Origin of the sequence: Natronosalvus caseinilyticus, from assembly GCF_017357105.1 — an archaeon.
Classification (GTDB): domain Archaea; phylum Halobacteriota; class Halobacteria; order Halobacteriales; family Natrialbaceae; genus Natronosalvus; species Natronosalvus caseinilyticus.
On sequence record NZ_CP071596.1, the window covers coordinates 647,536 to 665,188 of the forward strand.

A 17,653-nucleotide genomic window follows, 5' to 3' on the forward strand; every position below is an offset into this window, starting at 1 on the left:
ATGCACCTCGAGCCAGACACCACGGCGGTGGTCGTCGTCGACATGCAAAACGGCTTCTGTCACCCCGACGGGTCGCTGTACGCGCCAGGCAGCGAGTCCGTAATCGAGCCGATCACGATCCTGGTCGAGCGAGCGCGGGAGACGGGGAGTCGAATCGTCTACACACGAGACGTCCATCCCCCCGAGCAGTTCGAGGGCAATCACTACTACGACGAGTTCGACCGGTGGGGCGAACACGTCCTCGAGGGATCGTGGGAGGCCGAACTGGTCGACGAACTCGACGTTCACGACGAGGACCTCGTCGTCGAGAAACACACCTACGACGCCTTCCATCAGACCCAGCTCGACGGCTGGCTCTCCGCGCGCGGAATCTCGGACCTCGTCATCTGCGGCACCCTCGCGAACGTCTGCGTCCTCCACACGGGCGGGAGCGCGGGGCTCCGCGACTACCGCCCGCTCATGGTTTCGGACTGCATCGGGGCGCTCGAGGACGACCACCACGAGTACGCCCTCGAGCACGCGGACTGGCTGTTCGGTGAGGTCCTCGAGAGCGACGAGCTCTCGTTCGAGTGATCGGCGTAGCGACGACTCTCCGGTAGGCGGGAACAGCGCGACCGTCGTCTCCCCATACTACACTAGTTATAGTTAAGGGGAGACGCCAGCCGCGTCGCTTCTCGCCGGCAACGATTCCCACCGAGCGACAGCTAAATACGGCCGGACCGGTACCCCTCGAGCATGGACGCGGCACTCATTATCCTCGATGGCTGGGGCCTCGGACGCGACGACGGCGGCCGCAACGCGGTCGAAGCGGCGCACACGCCCGTCGTCGACCGATTGACTCGAACGGGGCCGTCGGGCAGCCTCGAGGTCGCCGGCCGACGCGTCGGCCTCCCGGACGGCCAGATGGGCAACAGCGAGGTCGGCCACCTCAACATCGGCGCCGGCCGAGTCGTCTTACAGGAGTACACCCGCATCACCGACGCCGTCGGCGACGGCAGTTTCCGCGAAAACGACGCCATCGATGGCGCCTTCGACCACGCGCTCGAGAACGACGGGCGAGTCCACTTCCTCGGTCTCGTCAGTGACGGCGGCGTCCACGCCGATCACGAACACCTCCACGCGCTGATCGGGATGGCCGCCGACCGCGACGTCGAGGCGGTCACCCACGCCATCACCGACGGGCGGGACACCTCGCCCCACGGCGGCGAGGGCTACCTCGCGGAACTCGAGGCCGTGATCGACGAGGCGGGAACGGGCGACGTGGCCACGGTCACCGGGCGGTACTACGCGATGGACCGCGACCAGAACTGGGAGCGGACGAAGCGGGCGTACGACGCCATCGTCGAGCGGGATGCCGCCTTCGAGGCGTCCTCGGCCGTCGAGGCCGTCACCGACTCCTACGAACGCGGCCAGACCGACGAGTTCGTCGAGCCGACAGTCATCGCGGGACAGCCGGCGCTCGAAGACGGCGATTCAGTGGTCTGGTTCAACTTCCGATCCGACCGCGCTCGCCAGTTGACCCGGATGCTCGCCAACATTCGCCCGGAGTGGGAATTCGAGACGCATCCACCCGACGTCGAGGTCGTCATGCTGACCCAGTACGACAAGACGTTCGACCTCCCGGTAGCGTTCCCGCCGACCCAGCCCTCGAAGGTCCTGGGCGAAGTGCTCGCCGACGCCGGCAAGACCCAACTCCGGATCGCCGAATCCGAGAAGTACGCCCACGTCACCTACTTCCTCAACGGCGGCCGCGAGGTCGAGTTCGGCGGCGAGATCCGGAAGATCGTCGAGAGCCCGGACGTGCCCACCTACGACCTTCAGCCGGAAATGAGCGCCCCCGAGGTGACCGACACGGCCATCGACACCATCGAGAGCCAAGATCCGGACGTGCTGGTGCTGAACTACGCCAATCCCGACATGGTCGGCCACACCGGCGACTACCGCGCGGCCGTCGAAGCCGTCGAGGCCGTCGACACCCAGCTCGGTCGGTTGCTCGAGACCCTCGAGGCTCACGGCGCACACGTCTTCGTCACCGCCGACCACGGCAACGCCGACGACATGGGGACCGAAGCGGAGCCACACACGGCCCACACCTACAACGACGTGCCGTTCTTCTACGTCGCGCCCGACGGAGACTCGAGCGCCGGCGACGTCCGGACTCGGGTTCGCGAGGGCGGGACGCTCGCCGATCTCGCGCCCACGCTGCTCGAGTGCATCGGTCTTACGCAGCCCCCGGAGATGACCGGGGAGTCGCTGCTCGTGCGAGAGTAGCCGCGATCGACGGCCAGCATCGGCAATCGGCCGTCGGCAGTCGATGCGTTCATTTCGCCCACGGCACCATCACGACGTGTGATGCCTGCAGCGTCCATCCGCCCGGCGACGCTCGCCGACGCCCCGACGCTGGCGCGACTCTACCGGGACGCCTACGCGATCAACGTTGACCTCGGATTTCCCTCGCGAGCGGCGCGTGCCGACCGTGGGGCTCTCGAGGCCTGGATTCGGGAGAGTCGCGTGTTCGTCGCGGTCGCCGCTGGCGCGGACTCCGACGGCAGGGCTGACGACCGGCCCGCCGCCGGCAAACTCGTCGGCGCCATCCGCTACCGCGACGAAGGGAAGTACGACCCCGACGCCCCCGAATTCGGTCGCCTCGCGGTCCCCCCGCGCGCTCGAGGCCGGGGAATCGGCAGGGTGCTGATCGAGCGCGTCGAGACGCTCGCCCGGCGGGAAGACCACGACCGCATGCGATTGCGGACGTTCGCCGGCCACCCGTTTCTCCCCGAGCTCTACCGCCGACGCGGCTACCGCGACGTACGAGTTCGGGAACTCGAGGGGGCGCCGTTCGACGTGTTGCACATGCAAAAGGAGCTGTAGCCCGGCGCGCACGTTCGGCCTCGCGAACGAACTCCGTCGCTCGAGTTCTGTTGCTTGGGCTCCGTCACTGGTGATTGGATCGGGTTCGGATGAGCCGGATCTGTCGGCAGAAACGGAGTTGCTATCCGAGCGCCCTCACTCGAGCAGGTCGTCCAGTTCCTCTAAGCGGTCGCGGTAGGTCGACAGCGCCCGGTCGATCGGTTCCGGCGAGCGCATGTCGACGCCCGCGATCTCGAGCAACTCGAGGGGGTATTCCCGGGAACCCCGGCGGAGGAACGCGAGGTAGTCTGCGGCCGCATCGGCACCGTTCTCGACGATGTCGTCGGCGATTGCGAGTGCCGCGGAGATGCCCGTCGAATACTGATAGACGTAGAACGCGCGGTAGAAGTGCGGGATCCGCATCCACTCGCGGGGAATCCGGTCGTCCATCTCGGCGGGTTCGTAGTATCGGGCCTTGAGGTCGCCATACAGTTCGTCGAGGCGGTCGGCCGTCAGCGGTTCGCCCGCCTCCTCGAGTTCGTGTGCCTCGTGTTCGAACTCGGCGAAGAGCGTCTGGCGGTACAGCGTCGAACGCACCCGTTCGAGGAACTCATTGAGGATGGCCTTGCGGAACTCGGGGTCCTCGACGGTCTCGAGCAGGTGGTGGGTCAACAGGGCCTCGTTGACCGTGCTCGCGACCTCGGCGGTGAAAATCTCGTAGCTCGAGTAGATGTACGGCTGTTCGTCCTTCGTCAGTTCCGAGTGCATGGAGTGGCCGAGTTCGTGCGCCAGCGTGTACATCGAGGCGACGTCGTCCTGGTAGTTCATCAGGATGAACGGCTGGGTGTCGTAGGTACCCCCAGAGTAGGCGCCCGTGCGCTTGCCCTCGTTCTCGTAGACGTCGACCCACCGGGACTTCAGCCCTTCGGCGACGCGAGACTGGTACTCCTCGCCAAGGGGCGCAACGGCGTCGACGACGTACTGGGTCGCGTCGTCGTACTCGACGTCCGGCCCTTCTTCACCCGTGAGCGGCATGTAGACGTCCCACATTCGGAGTTCGTCGACGTCGAGCGCCTCGCGCTTGAGTTCGGCGTGACGGTGGAGGTGCTCGAGGTTGTCGTGGACGCTGTCGACGAGTGTGTCGTACACCTCGACGGGGACGTTCGGGCCGTCGAGGGCGGCCTCGCGGGCGGTGTCGTAGTTTCGGGCCCACGCGAGTTTTACGTCTGCCTTCACGCTGTTCTTGTAGGAGGCGGCGACCGTGTTTCGGACCAACTCCCACTCGTCGAAGTAGGCCTCGTAGACCCGCTGTCGGAAGTCCCGATCGGGTCGCTTGAGCAGGTTGACGAAGTTGCTCTGGGTGATCTCGACGGGTTCGCCGTCCGGGTCCTCGACCGTTGGAAAGCCCATGTCCGCGTTCGAGAGCATGCTGTAGACCTCCCCGGGTGCACCGGTGACTTCGCTCAGATCGGCCAGCAGCGCCTCCACCTCGGCCGAGCGCGTGTGCGGTTTCATCCGCAACACGTCATCGACGTAGTGAGCGTAGGTCTCGAGGTCGGGTTCGTCCGCGACCATCTCATCGAACTCCTCTCGGGTCAGTTCCTGCAGTTCCGGTTCGACGAACGAAGCCGCAGACTGGGCGTCGGCGGCCAGCGACTGCGCCCGTGCGCTCAGGGCCTGGTACTCCTGATCGGTCGTATCCTCGTCGCTTCGCATCCGGGCGTAGGCGGCGATCGTCGAGATCTGGCGCATGAGCCGGTCGCGCAGTTCGAGAATCTCGAGCAACGTTTCGGCGTTCTCGGTCGTCTGTCCCTCGTAGGCTGCCAGCTCCTCGACCTGGTCCGTGGCCGCTTCGTAGGCGTCCTCCCAGTCGTCGTCGGTGGCGTAGATGCTCTCGAGATCCCAGGTGTACTCCTCCTCGATCTCCGAGCGCGTGGGAACGGAACTCATGGGACAACGTTTCGGAACGAAGGTGGTAAAGGGTATCGAAGCGACCCCAGATGCTCGCCGTCAGTCGTCAGGTGTCAGTCGCTGTCGCCGTCGTCTGCCGGCTCGCTCGCGGGCCGCGACGCGAGCGCCCCGAGCACGACCAGCACCGCGGCCGGGAGCGCCGCAAGCTGGATCACGTCATCCCAGATCGAGAAGATCACCAGGCCGAGTGCGCCCAGGTACGCTGGCCCGGTCCGCCCGGTGTGGACACCGTAGCCGCCGACCCACCCCGAGAGGACGAGCGCCGCGAGGAGGGCGAATCGACCGTGCGTGTAGCCGAACTCGAGGAGCAACGCGGGCACGAGCAAGGTCACCCCGGCAATCGCGACGAACGCGCTCCACCTGAGCAACTCGCGCCAGAGTACCATCGTTCACGACCAGGGGCGGGCGGGTCATAACCGTTGAGACTCTCGCGTCAGGGGACTCGAGCGGGCCCGCCGTCGAGCTCGACTTCAGGGATAGGGCACCCGCAGGTTTATCCCGGAAGCCGACCCAACCACCAACCGATACGATGGCAGGCCCGATCCCCGCCCTCGAGGAACGCGCCACCGCCTGCGCCGAGCACCTGCTTGAGTGCGACCGCGTGCTCCTCGCCTCCCACATCGACGCCGACGGACTGACGAGCGCTGCGGTCGCCGCGAGCGCCCTCGAACGAGCGGGGCTACCCTTCGAGACCGTCTTCGAGAAGCAACTCGACGCCGAGGCGATCGAGGCAATCGCCGACACCGACCACGACACCGTCCTGTTCACCGACTTCGGGAGCGGCCAGCTCGACGTCATCGCCAACCACGAGGACGGCGGCGACTTCACGCCAGTCATCGCCGACCATCACCAGCCCGCGGAGGCCGACACGGCCTACCACCTCAACCCCCTTCTGTTCGGGATCAACGGCGCCTCCGAACTCTCGGGTGCTGGCGCGAGTTACGTCCTCGCCCGGGCGCTCGCGGAAGCAGGTGGGGGGCCAGGAACGGCTGGGGCGGCCGAAACGACAGGAGAGCCGACGGCAACGGACGGCGGCAGCGCCACCGCACGAGCGGACAACCGAGACCTCGCCGCGCTGGCCGTCGTCGGCGCCGTCGGCGACATGCAGGCCTCCGGCGGCGAACTCCACGGTGCCAATGCGAAGATCGTCGAAGAGGGCGTCGAGGCCGGCGTCCTCGAGACCGCGACCGACCTCGCCCTCTACGGGAAACAGACCCGTCCCCTCCCGAAACTGCTCGAGTACGCGAGCGACGTCGACATTCCGGGAATCTCGAACGACGGCAACGGCGCGCTCCGCTTCCTGGACAGCCTCGACCTCGAGTTGAAACGCGACGGCGAGTGGCGCTGCTGGGCAAATCTCACGAGCGAGGAGAAACAGATCGTCGCGAGTGCGCTCGTCAAAAAGGCCGTCACCAGCGGCGTCCCGGCACACAAGATCGACGACCTCGTGGGCACGAGCTACGTTCTTTCAACTGAACCCGTCGGCACCGAACTCCGCGACGCCAGCGAATTCTCGACCCTGCTCAACGCCACCGCGCGCTACGAGCGCGCCGACGTGGGTCTCGGCGTCTGTCTCGGTGACCGAGGCGAAGCCCTCGAGCGCGCTCGCCAACTGCTCAGGGAACACCGCCGAAACCTCTCGAACGGCATCGACCTCGTGACGCGGGAGGGCGTCACGAAAGCGGACCACGTCCAGTGGTTCGACGCGGGTGACCGCATCCGTGAGACCATCGTCGGCATCGTCGCCGGGATGGCCGTTGGCAACGCTGGCATCAGCCGGTCCATGCCCATCCTCGCGTTCGCGAACAAGAACGACGAGGAGGTCAAAGTATCCGCCCGCGGGACCCACAGCCTCGTCAGAAAGGGGCTCGACCTCTCGGTCGTGATGGGCGAGGCGTCCCGAGCAGTCGGCGGGGACGGCGGTGGACACGACGTCGCGGCCGGGGCGACGGTACCCGCAGGGAAGCAAGCGGAGTTCGTCGAGCGCGCCGACGAAATCGTGGGCGAGCAACTCGGCGGTAGCTGATGGCTGACCGCTGGTAACTGACGGCTGAGAACTGACGCGAGTTCCACCCCGACAGCTACTGTGTGCGATCCATCGACGCCGGCACCGTCGGCACCAGCGGCGTTCGCTTCGTGATCACGTACGACGATTTCCGCACCGCACCCTTCGCGTACTGGACGGTGCTCTTTCGGATCGGCGTCCGTTTCCCCTGGATGCGCGTTCGACCCTCGAGGATGGCGTCGACGAGGTGGTCGCCGTCGATGGTCGCCCTGGTGACGTCCTCGTCGGTACTCGTCACGATCACCTCGGTGTACGCGCGACCGACGTTCGGGAGGTAGTGGGCGTCGCTACCGCCGACCTTCGGGTACTCGCGTCGCTGCGCGAACCGGCGTGCTCGGCGGTTCTGGTAGCCCGTAAAGAGCATCGAGTTGTACACCTCGATGGCGTCCACGTCGAGGATGTGGCGCCGCCGAACCCCGTGGCGACTTCGCTGGAACGGGTGGGGAACGATGGCGAGGCCGCCGAGTTCGCGAACCCGTTCGACGGTCGTCTGGAACGGCCGGCCCGGTTCGGGTCGCTCCTCGACACCGATCGCGAGGAGGTGGCCCTGTGCCGTCGACACCTCGACGCCGGGGATTCCGACGAGCCCGTAGCGTGAGGCGAGTTCGGCCGCTTCGAGGGACGCATCGATTTCGTCGTGGTCGGTGATGACGACGCCGTCGAGACCGATGTCTGCCGCGTGCTCGAGGATGAGCTCGACGGGCTCGTGTCCGTCGTAGGAGGACTCCGAGTGGACGTGAAAGTCGATGGCGAAGGGGATGTGAGCGGACATACGAGGAGAGTAGCTCTCGGTGTGAGATAGCCGGTTGCGCGTTATAAACTTTCTACTCCAGCGAAGAGAGAACATTGACGACCGGCGGTTCGGTGTCGCTCCAGTGAACCGACTACCCACGTTCGACTAATTCCATATATCGTCATGTAGTATATGTCATTAATCGGCGCTCGAGACAGATCCTCTGTAAGAGCCCTCAGGCGGCCGTCAGTCGGGTTTCGTTGGGAGCTGACGGCTCAAATTCGAATTCCACCGTCAGCGGGACTCGCTCGACGATGAATAGGAGGATCTACGGCGATGAGCGCCTCGAGGACGCACCCGACGCCGCCGCGCGATCGACGAGAGGGGCGAGACACCGAACCATGCTGATCCTACGTCACCGAGCGAGGGCCGATCGACGAGCGAGAAGCCAGGGACTCCAGAGGAACAGCGACACACCCCGAGTCGCATACTAGCCTCTCGGAGTGGACCGGACTCGTGGGCCTAACTCTAGCGCGAGGAGACGGTGTCCAGGGCGGACTGCTCCGTTTCGATCCCTCGTCGTGGTGGTCGATAAACTGGTGGACACGCGAACGAACCACCCCGTTCGAATCGACGACTCGGTGGGCCACCATTCGTTGGCGATGGCGAGCGGAGTTCGGAGCGGTGAGATCGGGTGCGGAGGTGCCGTCGCGAACGTGACGCAGGTGGACCGGTCAATTTCGCGTCGTCCTCGAGCGAGTCCGAGAAAAGTGCGGGCTCCGGACGGAAGAGGGAGTGACGGCGGATTCGGGGAACGGTTAGAGACGACCGACGAGGGGACAACGAACAGAGTCAGCCGCCGATCCAGTCGTTGGTGGTTGTATTCAGCTCTCACGCCTCTCCCGAGCAGCCATATATCAAATAATGGTATACAGAAATTGCAGTATTAGACAGATGGCGATCCGTCGCTCGCTACGAACTCGCCAGTCACGAAATCAGACGCCTCGACGCCTCGATGGCGATTCCAGCGAGACGAGCGGTCGTGGCCGGTTCTCTAAGAACTCGAGACGCAGCTCCCGCTGACGCCGTTCGTTCGATTGGACGGGAGAAGAACGAAAAGGATCGCCTACACTCACTTCGGGCCCGGCACAGTGTCCCCGAGATCGATCTCGTCGAGCGCCGCCTGGACCGCAATCGGATCGTCGGGCGTCTCGACGGTGTCGTGGATTCGGTGCAAGCACTCGAGCAAGCCGTCTAGCGCTGCGCGTTTCGTCGAGACGTGACCGATCGACTCGGTGACCTCGAGTTCACCGATCTGGTGGCGAAGCTGGAGTTTCCAGCACCGACCGAGGCCGAGCCGTGGATTCGCCTGATCGCCGTCGGTCTGCTCGGCGGAAACCTCGAGGAACGGCTCGTGACGGCGGTAGACGAACCGGCCGTCGCTGACGGTGGCCGGCCCCCATCCTGGCGGCAACGCTTCGTGCGGGATGGGGTGGTGGTCCAGTGACATACAGCCGATGGGAGGCCGCTGCCTTACGAGTGGATTGGGCTTGCGTAAGTAAACTCCCTTAATAGTGACTCCGCGCCGCCTCGTGTTTTTTGAGAGTCGGTTCGGGTGAAAACTCGTCGGGGACGTTTCGTCGCCGTCTCGGCAGTTCGTATCCGGGAAATACCGGTCCGGAACGACGGACGAAACGGTCGGCGTCGGCCCCCGATTTCGAACGCGGATACGAATGCGGACACAAACACAGACGAATCGATGCAACGACTACTATACCCTCGAGTTCCAACTGCCCGGGTATGACCGAGTTCGATCCGGCAAAGTTCGAGGACAAGTACGTCCACTACTTCCCCGAACTCCAGCAGGCCTACAAGAACGCGTTCAGCCGCATCAACGAGCGCTACGACTCTTCGCTCGTCCACGCGATCGACCAGCAGGTGCTCAACGAGAGCGAGCCCTTTTACGACGAGGAGGACGGCTTCTGGATCGAACTCCCCGACGATCCCTACGACCGGATCACCGGCGTCGTCGTCGACCGAGAGCGGTTCGAGACGGTGCTCGAGGCCCACGTCGAGGCAATCGAGTCGGAGCTCGAGCGCGTCTTCGACGTCTAAAACGGGACCGGAATCCGAACGCTGGCCGAACACTGTCGACGGAAGGTTTAGGGAGGCCGACGCCCAACGAGTGCATATGAGTACGGAGACCCAGGAAGGCGACGACCTCGAAGAGCGCGTGGCGAACTTCCTGCGACGGAACTTCCCACAGATACAGATGCACGGCGGGAGCGCGGCCATCCAGGAGATCGACCGCGAGACCGGCGAGGTGTACATCCAGCTCGGCGGTGCCTGCAGCGGTTGTGGCATCTCCCCGATGACGATCCAGGCGATCAAGAGTCGGATGGTCAAGGAGATCCCTGAAGTCACGAAGGTCCACGCGGGTACGGGTATGGACGGCGCCGGTGGCGCCGGCATGAGCCCCTCGTTCCCCGGCGAGACCGTCGACGATGGCGAGGACGACGAAGGCCCCCAGGCCCCGTTCTGATTCCGTCGCGTCGTAACTACCTCCCGTCGACGTTTTCTCGCTCCCACGCCCGCACAAGCGCCGCGAGCGTCTGATTTGTCGGAACGGCGAGACCGCAGGCGGCGGCCCGGTCACAGACGTAGCCGTTTATCGCGTCGATCTCCGTCCGTCTCCCGGCGCGAACGTCCTGGCGCATCGACGACGTGTTCGTCGCCGTCGTCGTCGCGACCGACTCGAGCGCGGCGAGCGCCTGCCGGTTGGCGAGCGAGACTCCGTTCACGCGGGCGATTCGAGCCGTTTCGCGCGCCGCGGCCCGCGACAGGTCACGAAGGGGGGTCTCGAGGACGGCCCCGTTCGGTGTGTCAGCGAGGGCCGTCACGGGGTTGATCGCGGCGTTGACGGCCAGTTTCTCCCACAATCGGTGTGGCATCGACGACGAGACGGCCGTCTCGAGTCCCGCGCGCGAGAAGGCCTCGCCAACGCGGTCGGCGACCGACGACGGGCCGCCGTCTCGAGCGCCGAGGACGATCTCCCCGAGGCCGGTGCAGGTGACGACGCCGGGTTTCTCGAGAATCGCTCCGTAGGTCGCCGTCCCCGCGAGGACCGGACACGACAGGTGCTCGGCGAGCGTCTCCTCGTTGCTCATGCCGTTTTGCAGCGAGAGGGCGGCCCCGAACGCACCCGTCGCGAGGGTTTTGGCGGCCTCCTCGGTGGCGGAGGATTTGACCGTGACGACGACGAGGTCGGCCTCGAGGTCGATGCCGTCGGTCCTCGCAGCCGGATGGGTAGTCTCCTCGAGGGCGCCCGCAATCTGGAGGCCATCCTCGGCGACGACGCTCGCGTGTGGCTCTCGAGCGACGAGCGTGACGTCGTGGGCGCGCGCGAGCAGGCCGCCGACGAGGCTGCCCAGACTGCCGGCCCCGAAGACGACGATGTCCATAGCGGAGATGGCTCGAGGAAGGAGTAAAACGGTTCCCTTCCGACCTCACGACGGTACTCCGCAGGAGGCGAGAGCGGGCCGGCTCGCTGGGCAGCAACTCAGTCCACGCCAGCGTGCGACCGCCGTCGACAGGATGGATCGAGATGTGGTGTGCTACCGTTCCTGTGTTGACTCTCGAACTGAGACGGCGGAGATAGTCGAATTTCTCATTGGGCTCGAATCGTACTTAAGGAACGTGCGTTCAAATTAGAGAGTTCTAACCCATCCCCCTAAAATGGGAGATATCTACGTGAAATTGAGAATAGGGCCAAAAATCAGAAATAATTTTGGAGAGGAGAGGAGATATCGAGTATGACGTGGTGCCCGCTCGACGAAACGGACAGACAGTTGCTCGACCTGTTACAGGAAAACGCGCGATACAAGGCGACCACTCTGGCCGAGGAGATTGGGGTCTCCGACAACACTATCCACAACCGGATGGCTCGATTAGAGGAAGAGGGGATCATCACCGGCTACACGACGGCTATCGGTTACCAGTCGACCGGGCTTCGACTCTACTTCCACTTCACCTGTACGACCCGGATCAGCGAGCGGTCCGCCGTGGCCGGAGAGGCACTGGCGCTCCCACAGGTCGTCGAAGTGACGGAACTGATGACCGGTCAGGAGAACCTCCACATCAAAGCGGTCGGCGCCGAGGACGCGGACATCACCCACGTCGCCGAACAACTCGACGACCTCGCGCTGGAGATCGACGACGAGAACCTCATCCGGGCCGAGTACACGCGTCCCTTCGAGTACGTGCGCGGGCTGGAGTTGGCAGACGATCACTAATCGAACCAGAGACGCCGTCCGTCGAGACGAGCGGAACCTGAACGCTTTTCGGATAGTCGTTTCGAAAGGAGGGTACGTCGGCCGGATTAGAAATTTCCCAACACCTACTTATACCCGAAGGAGAAAAGCACACATAGATTCGGCAACAGGTGAAAACGTGAGCGATACCCCCACCGGAAAGTCAGTATCGTGCCCGGAGTGCAACGAAACGACGTTCGCGATCGTACCGAAGAATAGCGAGATCGTGGGCGACGAGGCAAACGCGGGGGGAAAAGTCTGGGTCAATTGCCGTAGTTGTGGGGTCCAGTTTCTCGCCTACTATCGGCAGCGTGACTGAGATTCGGCGTGAACGCCGGATTTGTCGTCTCGAGGGATCGCGTACCGATAGTCGAGGAACAGTCGAGTGCGGACGATCATCGGCAGCGTCGCGGCACCACCCCCGGTGGTAAAGTTCACTTGTAGTAGTGAAAATTAGATAGGCATTAGTGAATCGGGACTCCAGAACGCTACATGAACCGCGAGTGGTCCGTAAGCAGGGCGAGATCCCTTCAAACGTCGTATACCGAAGTAAGCGAGATTCTGATGCCCAACGAGACGAACAACCTCGAGCGGGCACTCGGCGGCGCCGTGCTCCACTGGATGGACATCTGTGGGGCAATCGCCGGCAGACGGTTCGCTCGACGGCAGGTTGTCACGGCCGCGATGGACCACGTCGACTTCATCGCGCCGATCGAACTCGGCGACATCGTGACCGTGACCGGCTACGTATTCGACACGGGGGCAACCAGCATGGACGTCCGAGTCGACGTCCGTGCCGAGCGCCCCCAACACGGCGAAGCGAACGAGACGGCGACCTCGTTTTTCACCTTCATCGCACTCGACGAGTCGGAAACGCCGACGGCCGTGCCGGCGCTTCGCTGTCCAACGACGGCCGAGGCCGACCTTCGCGACCGGGCACTCGAGGCGCGTCGCTCCCGGCGGCGCGAACTCGCGCGCGAACTCGAGGAACCCGCCGACGGTGAGGGCCGAGCGAGCGAATAAACAACTAAATTTTCACTACTACAATTTTATTGGGAAGCGTTTATGTGAGTCCGGTCGGATACCGGTACTGCGGAGGCGACGCGGGCTCGAAGGAACCACGCACTACCGTCGACAGTGGCGACGCTGCCGATTTCGGGTGCCGTCGTCCCGCAACGAACGACGAATTCACCTATGAGCTACCACACGCCGACATCGATTCCAGACGTCCGGTCGATCCTCGAACGCGCACAGCCTACCGACGGGCCGTCACTGCTCGCGGACGAATCGCTTCTCGATGCGATCGATCGCTCCCTCTACGAGGGAGCGACGGTCGACGAACAATACGAGGCCGTCATCCAGGCGTTTACGGCCCGAATCGAGCGCGATCCCGCGTTCGAACATATCGCCGGAACGGTCGCCCGACACCGATACTACCGAACCGTCCTCGGCACGGACGTCTCCGGGGACGAACTCGACCGGGCCTATCGGGCAACGTTCGTGACCAACCTCGAGCGGGCGGTCGACGCGGGCCGTCTCGACGGTCGACTGCTCGAGCGATTCGACCTCGAGGAACTCGCCGAGGCGCTCGACCCCGGCCGGGACGAGTACCTCGAGTACATGGCGATGGAGACGCTCGTCCAGCGGTACGTCCTTCGAATCGAACAGGGTGGCGAACCACTGGAGTTACCGCAGGCGTTCTGGATGCGGGTGGCGATGGGCCTCGCTCTCGAGGAGGACGACCCGCAGAAGCGGGCCATAGAGTTCTACGAGGTGCTCTCGAAACTCGAGTTCACGCCGTCGACGCCGACGCTCTTTCACAGCGGCACAGCCCATCCACAGCTCTCTTCGTGTTACCTGACGACCGTTCCGGACGATCTCGAGGGGATCTTCGACGCCTACAAGCACCACGCGCAACTCTCGAAGTGGAGCGGCGGACTCGGAAACGACTGGACGAACGTTCGAGCCGAGGGCGCGTTGATCGAGTCGACCGGCGTCGAGTCGACCGGCGTCGTCCCCTTCCTCCGGATCAGCAACGACGTGACGGCGGCGATCAACCGCTCCGGGAAACGTCGGGGGGCGGCCTGTGCCTACCTGGCGTGCTGGCACCTCGACTTCCCCGCGTTCATCGACCTCAAGCGCAACACCGGCGACGAGCGACGCCGAACCCCTGACATGAACACGGCCGCGTGGATCCCGGACCTCTTCGTCAAGCGCGTCCAGGACGGTGGCAAGTGGACGCTGTTCAGTCCCGACGACGTACCCGACCTCCACGAACTCACCGGCGCGGCGTTCGAGGAGCGATATCGAGAGTACGAGCGCCTGGCCGACGCGGACGAACTCCGCCAGTACGAGCGCGTCGACGCCGAGTCGCTCTGGCGGCAGTTGCTCACCCGCGTGTTCGAAACCGGCCATCCGTGGCTGACGTTCAAGGATCCGTGCAACGTCCGCTCGCCGCAGGACCACGTCGGTACCGTCCACTCCTCGAACCTCTGTACGGAGATTACGCTAAACACGAACGCCGACGAACACGCCGTGTGCAACCTCGGGAGCGTCAACCTCGCGACCCACGTCGCGGACGGCGAACTCGACCGCGAGCACCTCGCCTCGACGATCGAAACCGCGATGCGGATGCTCGACAACGTCGTCGACCTGTGTTTCTATCCGACCGACGCAGCCGAGCGCTCGAACATGCGCCATCGCCCGGTCGGTCTGGGTACGATGGGGTTTCACGACGCGCTGATGGACCTGGGGGTCCCGATGGGCAGCGAGGACGCCGTCGAGAAAGCGAACCGCTGGCAGGAGTTTGTATCGTATCACGCTATACAGAACTCCTCGAAACTCGCCGCCGAACGAGGGACGTATCCGTCCTACGAGGAGTCGAAGTGGGACCGCGGCCTCCTGCCGCAGGACACAGTCGACCGGCTCGAGGACGAACGCGGCCGCGCGATTCCGACCGAACGTGAGGAGACCCTCGAGTGGGAGACCGTCCGCGAGCACGTCGCCGAACACGGCATGCGAAACTCGAATACGATGGCGATCGCGCCGACGGCGACCATCTCGACGATCAACGGGACGACGCCGTCGATCGAACCGCTGTACTCGAACCTCTACGTGAAGTCGAACATGTCGGGTGATTTTACGATCATCAACGAGCACCTGGTCGAGGACCTGCGAGAGCGAGGGTGCTGGGACGACGACCTGGTCGATCGGCTCAAGTATCACGACGGCTCAGTCCAGGAGCTCGACGCGGTTCCTGACGACCTCAAAGCGCTGTACCGGGGCGCGTTCGAGATCGATCCGCGCCACCAGCTTCGACTCACGGCCCACCGCCAGACGTGGATCGACCAGTCAGTTTCTCACAACGTCTTTTTCCCGTCGACCGACGGTACGTTGCTCGACGACGTGTACAAAACGGCCTGGGAACTGGGGCTGAAAACGACGTACTACCTGCGCACCCTCGGCGCCTCTCAGATCGAGAAGTCGACCCTCGACATGGCCGAATACGGGAAGACCCAGCACCGGTACGAGCGGGGGGACGGAGGGAGCGAATCGGGTCCCAGAGACGACGGATCGAGCGACGACCTCCCCTCCCTCGACGATCCGAGCTGTGAGGCCTGCCAGTAACCCGTATTCACCGCCAATGACACTCATCAACACCGACAGCGAACACGACCCGAACAAGATCCTCCCCATCGAGTACGACTGGGCGCGAGAGTACTACGAAGCCGGCGTCGACAACAACTGGGTTCCCGCCGAGATTCCGATGCAGGACGACGTCACCCAGTGGAACGGTGACGCCCTTTCCGCGGCCGAACGACAACTCGTCGAGTGGAACCTCGGCTTCTTCTCGACGGCGGAGTCGCTCACGGCGAACAACATCGTCCTCGCGCTGTACGAGTACGTGACCGCCCCCGAGTGCCGACAGTACCTCCTGCGCCAGGCCTACGAGGAGGCGATTCACACGGACACCTTCATCTACTGTTGTGACTCGCTGGGGTTCGATCCCGAGTACCTCTACGGGATGTACGACCGAATTCCGGCGATCGAGGAGAAAGACGCCTTCGTCGTCGACCTGACGCGAGCCATCGATCGGCCGACGTTCACCATCGACACCGACGACGACCTTCGGGAATTTCTCCGGGACCTCGTCGGCTTCTACGTCATCATGGAGGGCATCTTCTTCTACGCCGGCTTCGCCATGATGCTCGGGCTCAAACGCCAGCAGAAACTGGTCGGCGTCGGCCAGCAGTTCGAGTACATCATGCGGGACGAATCGCTCCACGTCGGCTTCGGCGTCGACCTGATCACTCAGCTCCGCCGGGAACACCCGGGCGCCTGGACCGACGATTTCGGCGAGGAGGTGATCGACCTGATCACCCGAGCCGTCGAGTTAGAGCGCGTCTACGCACACGAGGCCTGTCCCGACGAGATACTCGGTATGGGGCCCGACCAGTTCGCAACGTACGTCGAACACGTCGCCGACCGCCGCCTCGAGCAACTCGGCTTGCCGACCCAGTACGGGGTCGAGAACCCGTTCCCGTGGCTCTCCGAACAGGTCGATCTGAACAAGGAGAAGAACTTCTTCGAGACGCAGGTGACCGAGTACCGCAGCGGCGCTAGCCTCGAGTGGGATTAGGCCGCCCACCACCCGGTCGGAAGGCCTCTGGTCGCCTGCTGGAGGCCGGCCTCGAGTACGGAGTGGTGGCTCGAGTCTGGAGTGGTGACTCGAGTCGGAGTTGGGATTTGGCCCGAAGGGGTGGATTGAACCCGAGGGATGGTTCGAGCGACAGATCGGACTCAATTTTCCGTCCGGCCGTCAGTCCGCTGTCCTCCGGCCTCTGGCCGTCAGTCCTCCGTCCAGTACATCAGGTTCTCCTTCTCGGTGCCGCAGTTCGGGCAGGTGTCGGGAAGGCCCTCGTCGATCGCCCCCATCTCGCCGCACTCGGTACAGCGCCACATCAACTCGGCTTCGCCGAACTCGTGGCCCGAGCGGGCGTGTTCGACGCTCATCGCCTCGACGCCCTCCCGGGTCGTGACGAAGAAGCCGCCGAGGTCGAATCCGCGGACGGTTCCGAGTTTCTCCCCGTCTTCGCCGTAGACGGCCTGGCCGAACTGAACCTCGTGGACGTCCTCGACGGCTTCTTCGTCGCCCTCTCTGGCCGGTGTTTCTCCCATGAGCGAGGCTCCCACGAGGACGGGCATAAAACTACAACGCCCACCATCGTGGCTCGCCAACGATACGCCCGGCCCCGAGAAACGGTCGATCGACGTATTTTTCACCGCAGACCGTTTTTGCCCGCTCATGGCAAGTTTCACTGTCGTCGTCGGCGACCCCGAATCGGGGCTCGCCCACCAGCTCGAGGCGGAGGGTCAGGACGCGAACCGATTCATCGGCAAGGAGATCGGCCAGGAAGTCGACGGGAGCGCCGTCGGCCTCGACGGCTACACGCTCGAGATCACCGGTGGCTCGGACAATGCGGGCCGCCCGCACAACGAGACGGTCGCGGGCTCCCGGCTTCAGGAAGTCCTGATGAACGAACGCCAGACGGGCTACAATCCCGGCCGCGACGGCGAGCGCCGCCGGATCACCGCTCGCGGACGCGAGATCTCCGACGAAACCGCCCAGATCAACGCGACGATCACCGAGCGCGGCTCCGAGAGCGTCGAGAGCCTGCTGGGCCTCGAGGCCGACGAGGACGGAGACGACGAGTAATCCCCCTC

General features: G+C 64.5%; 17 protein-coding genes. 11 read left to right on the forward strand and 6 right to left on the reverse strand.

Annotated features, from left to right (window positions below; all coding sequences use genetic code 11):
- From J1N60_RS03130 to J1N60_RS03140, 3 genes are all read left to right on the forward strand, one after another.
- Complete coding sequence (locus tag J1N60_RS03130; RefSeq protein ID WP_312910632.1) at positions 1–573, forward strand: cysteine hydrolase family protein; 573 nt, start codon at positions 1–3, stop codon at positions 571–573.
- Positions 574–735: 162 nt separating this feature from the next.
- Positions 736–2,271 (forward strand): 2,3-bisphosphoglycerate-independent phosphoglycerate mutase, encoded by a 1,536-nt coding sequence (gene gpmI / locus J1N60_RS03135; RefSeq protein WP_312910633.1) that lies wholly within the window; start codon positions 736–738, stop codon positions 2,269–2,271.
- Positions 2,272–2,352: 81 nt separating this feature from the next.
- Entirely contained in the window at positions 2,353–2,871 is a 519-nt protein-coding gene (locus J1N60_RS03140; protein ID WP_312910634.1) for a GNAT family N-acetyltransferase, read from the forward strand.
- 135 nt (positions 2,872–3,006) lie between these two features.
- Here the strand turns inward: J1N60_RS03140 and pepF are convergent, their stop codons facing one another.
- Together pepF and J1N60_RS03150 are read right to left on the reverse strand one after the other, a co-directional pair.
- Positions 3,007–4,800 (reverse strand): oligoendopeptidase F, encoded by a 1,794-nt coding sequence (gene pepF, locus J1N60_RS03145; protein WP_312910635.1) that lies wholly within the window; start codon positions 4,798–4,800, stop codon positions 3,007–3,009.
- 74 nt (positions 4,801–4,874) lie between these two features.
- Positions 4,875–5,207: a hypothetical protein gene (locus J1N60_RS03150; protein WP_312910636.1), complete on the reverse strand. Its 333-nt coding sequence runs from the start codon at positions 5,205–5,207 to the stop codon at positions 4,875–4,877.
- Between the two features lie 143 nt (positions 5,208–5,350).
- Between J1N60_RS03150 and recJ the strand changes: the two genes are divergently transcribed.
- Complete coding sequence (gene recJ, locus J1N60_RS03155) at positions 5,351–6,847, forward strand: RecJ family nuclease (protein WP_312910637.1); 1,497 nt, start codon at positions 5,351–5,353, stop codon at positions 6,845–6,847.
- Positions 6,848–6,902: 55 nt separating this feature from the next.
- Here recJ and J1N60_RS03160 read toward each other — a convergent pair whose 3' ends face one another.
- Together J1N60_RS03160 and J1N60_RS03165 are read right to left on the reverse strand one after the other, a co-directional pair.
- Positions 6,903–7,658 carry a CehA/McbA family metallohydrolase gene (locus J1N60_RS03160; protein ID WP_312910638.1) on the reverse strand — a complete coding sequence of 252 codons (756 nt, stop codon included), beginning with the start codon at positions 7,656–7,658 and terminating at the stop codon, positions 6,903–6,905.
- Between the two features lie 1,093 nt (positions 7,659–8,751).
- Positions 8,752–9,129, reverse strand: a complete 378-nt coding sequence (locus J1N60_RS03165) for a hypothetical protein (RefSeq protein WP_312910640.1) — start codon at positions 9,127–9,129, stop codon at positions 8,752–8,754.
- 290 nt (positions 9,130–9,419) lie between these two features.
- On the opposite strand from J1N60_RS03165, the gene J1N60_RS03170 reads away from it, so the two are divergent.
- Positions 9,420–9,734, forward strand: a complete 315-nt coding sequence (locus J1N60_RS03170) for a DUF5783 family protein (protein ID WP_312910641.1) — start codon at positions 9,420–9,422, stop codon at positions 9,732–9,734.
- A gap of 76 nt (positions 9,735–9,810) precedes the next feature.
- Entirely contained in the window at positions 9,811–10,161 is a 351-nt protein-coding gene (locus J1N60_RS03175; RefSeq protein ID WP_253431339.1) for a NifU family protein, read from the forward strand.
- A 16-nt stretch (positions 10,162–10,177) separates the two neighbouring features.
- Here J1N60_RS03175 and J1N60_RS03180 read toward each other — a convergent pair whose 3' ends face one another.
- Positions 10,178–11,080 (reverse strand): ketopantoate reductase family protein, encoded by a 903-nt coding sequence (locus tag J1N60_RS03180; protein ID WP_312910642.1) that lies wholly within the window; start codon positions 11,078–11,080, stop codon positions 10,178–10,180.
- A gap of 351 nt (positions 11,081–11,431) precedes the next feature.
- Here J1N60_RS03180 and J1N60_RS03185 point away from each other — a divergent pair, with 351 nt between their 5' ends.
- The 4 genes from J1N60_RS03185 to J1N60_RS03200 all read left to right on the forward strand — a co-directional run bounded on the left by J1N60_RS03185 (position 11,432) and on the right by J1N60_RS03200 (position 16,568).
- Positions 11,432–11,911, forward strand: a complete 480-nt coding sequence (locus J1N60_RS03185; RefSeq protein ID WP_312910643.1) for an Lrp/AsnC family transcriptional regulator — start codon at positions 11,432–11,434, stop codon at positions 11,909–11,911.
- Between the two features lie 510 nt (positions 11,912–12,421).
- The gene (locus J1N60_RS03190; RefSeq protein WP_425499320.1) at positions 12,422–12,952 is read left to right on the forward strand and encodes an acyl-CoA thioesterase; all 531 of its coding nucleotides are present in this window, start codon (positions 12,422–12,424) and stop codon (positions 12,950–12,952) included.
- Positions 12,953–13,123: 171 nt separating this feature from the next.
- Positions 13,124–15,556, forward strand: coding sequence for a ribonucleoside-diphosphate reductase subunit alpha (locus tag J1N60_RS03195; protein ID WP_312910645.1), 2,433 nt, complete (start codon positions 13,124–13,126; stop codon positions 15,554–15,556).
- Between the two features lie 16 nt (positions 15,557–15,572).
- A complete protein-coding gene (locus J1N60_RS03200) occupies positions 15,573–16,568 on the forward strand; it encodes a ribonucleotide-diphosphate reductase subunit beta (protein ID WP_312910646.1) in 996 nt (331 codons plus the stop codon).
- 209 nt (positions 16,569–16,777) lie between these two features.
- Here J1N60_RS03200 and J1N60_RS03205 read toward each other — a convergent pair whose 3' ends face one another.
- Positions 16,778–17,107, reverse strand: coding sequence for a DUF7130 family rubredoxin-like protein (locus tag J1N60_RS03205; protein WP_312910648.1), 330 nt, complete (start codon positions 17,105–17,107; stop codon positions 16,778–16,780).
- A 127-nt stretch (positions 17,108–17,234) separates the two neighbouring features.
- Between J1N60_RS03205 and J1N60_RS03210 the strand changes: the two genes are divergently transcribed.
- Positions 17,235–17,645 carry a 30S ribosomal protein S6e gene (locus J1N60_RS03210; protein ID WP_312910649.1) on the forward strand — a complete coding sequence of 137 codons (411 nt, stop codon included), beginning with the start codon at positions 17,235–17,237 and terminating at the stop codon, positions 17,643–17,645.
- Positions 17,646–17,653: the final 8 nt, after the last annotated feature.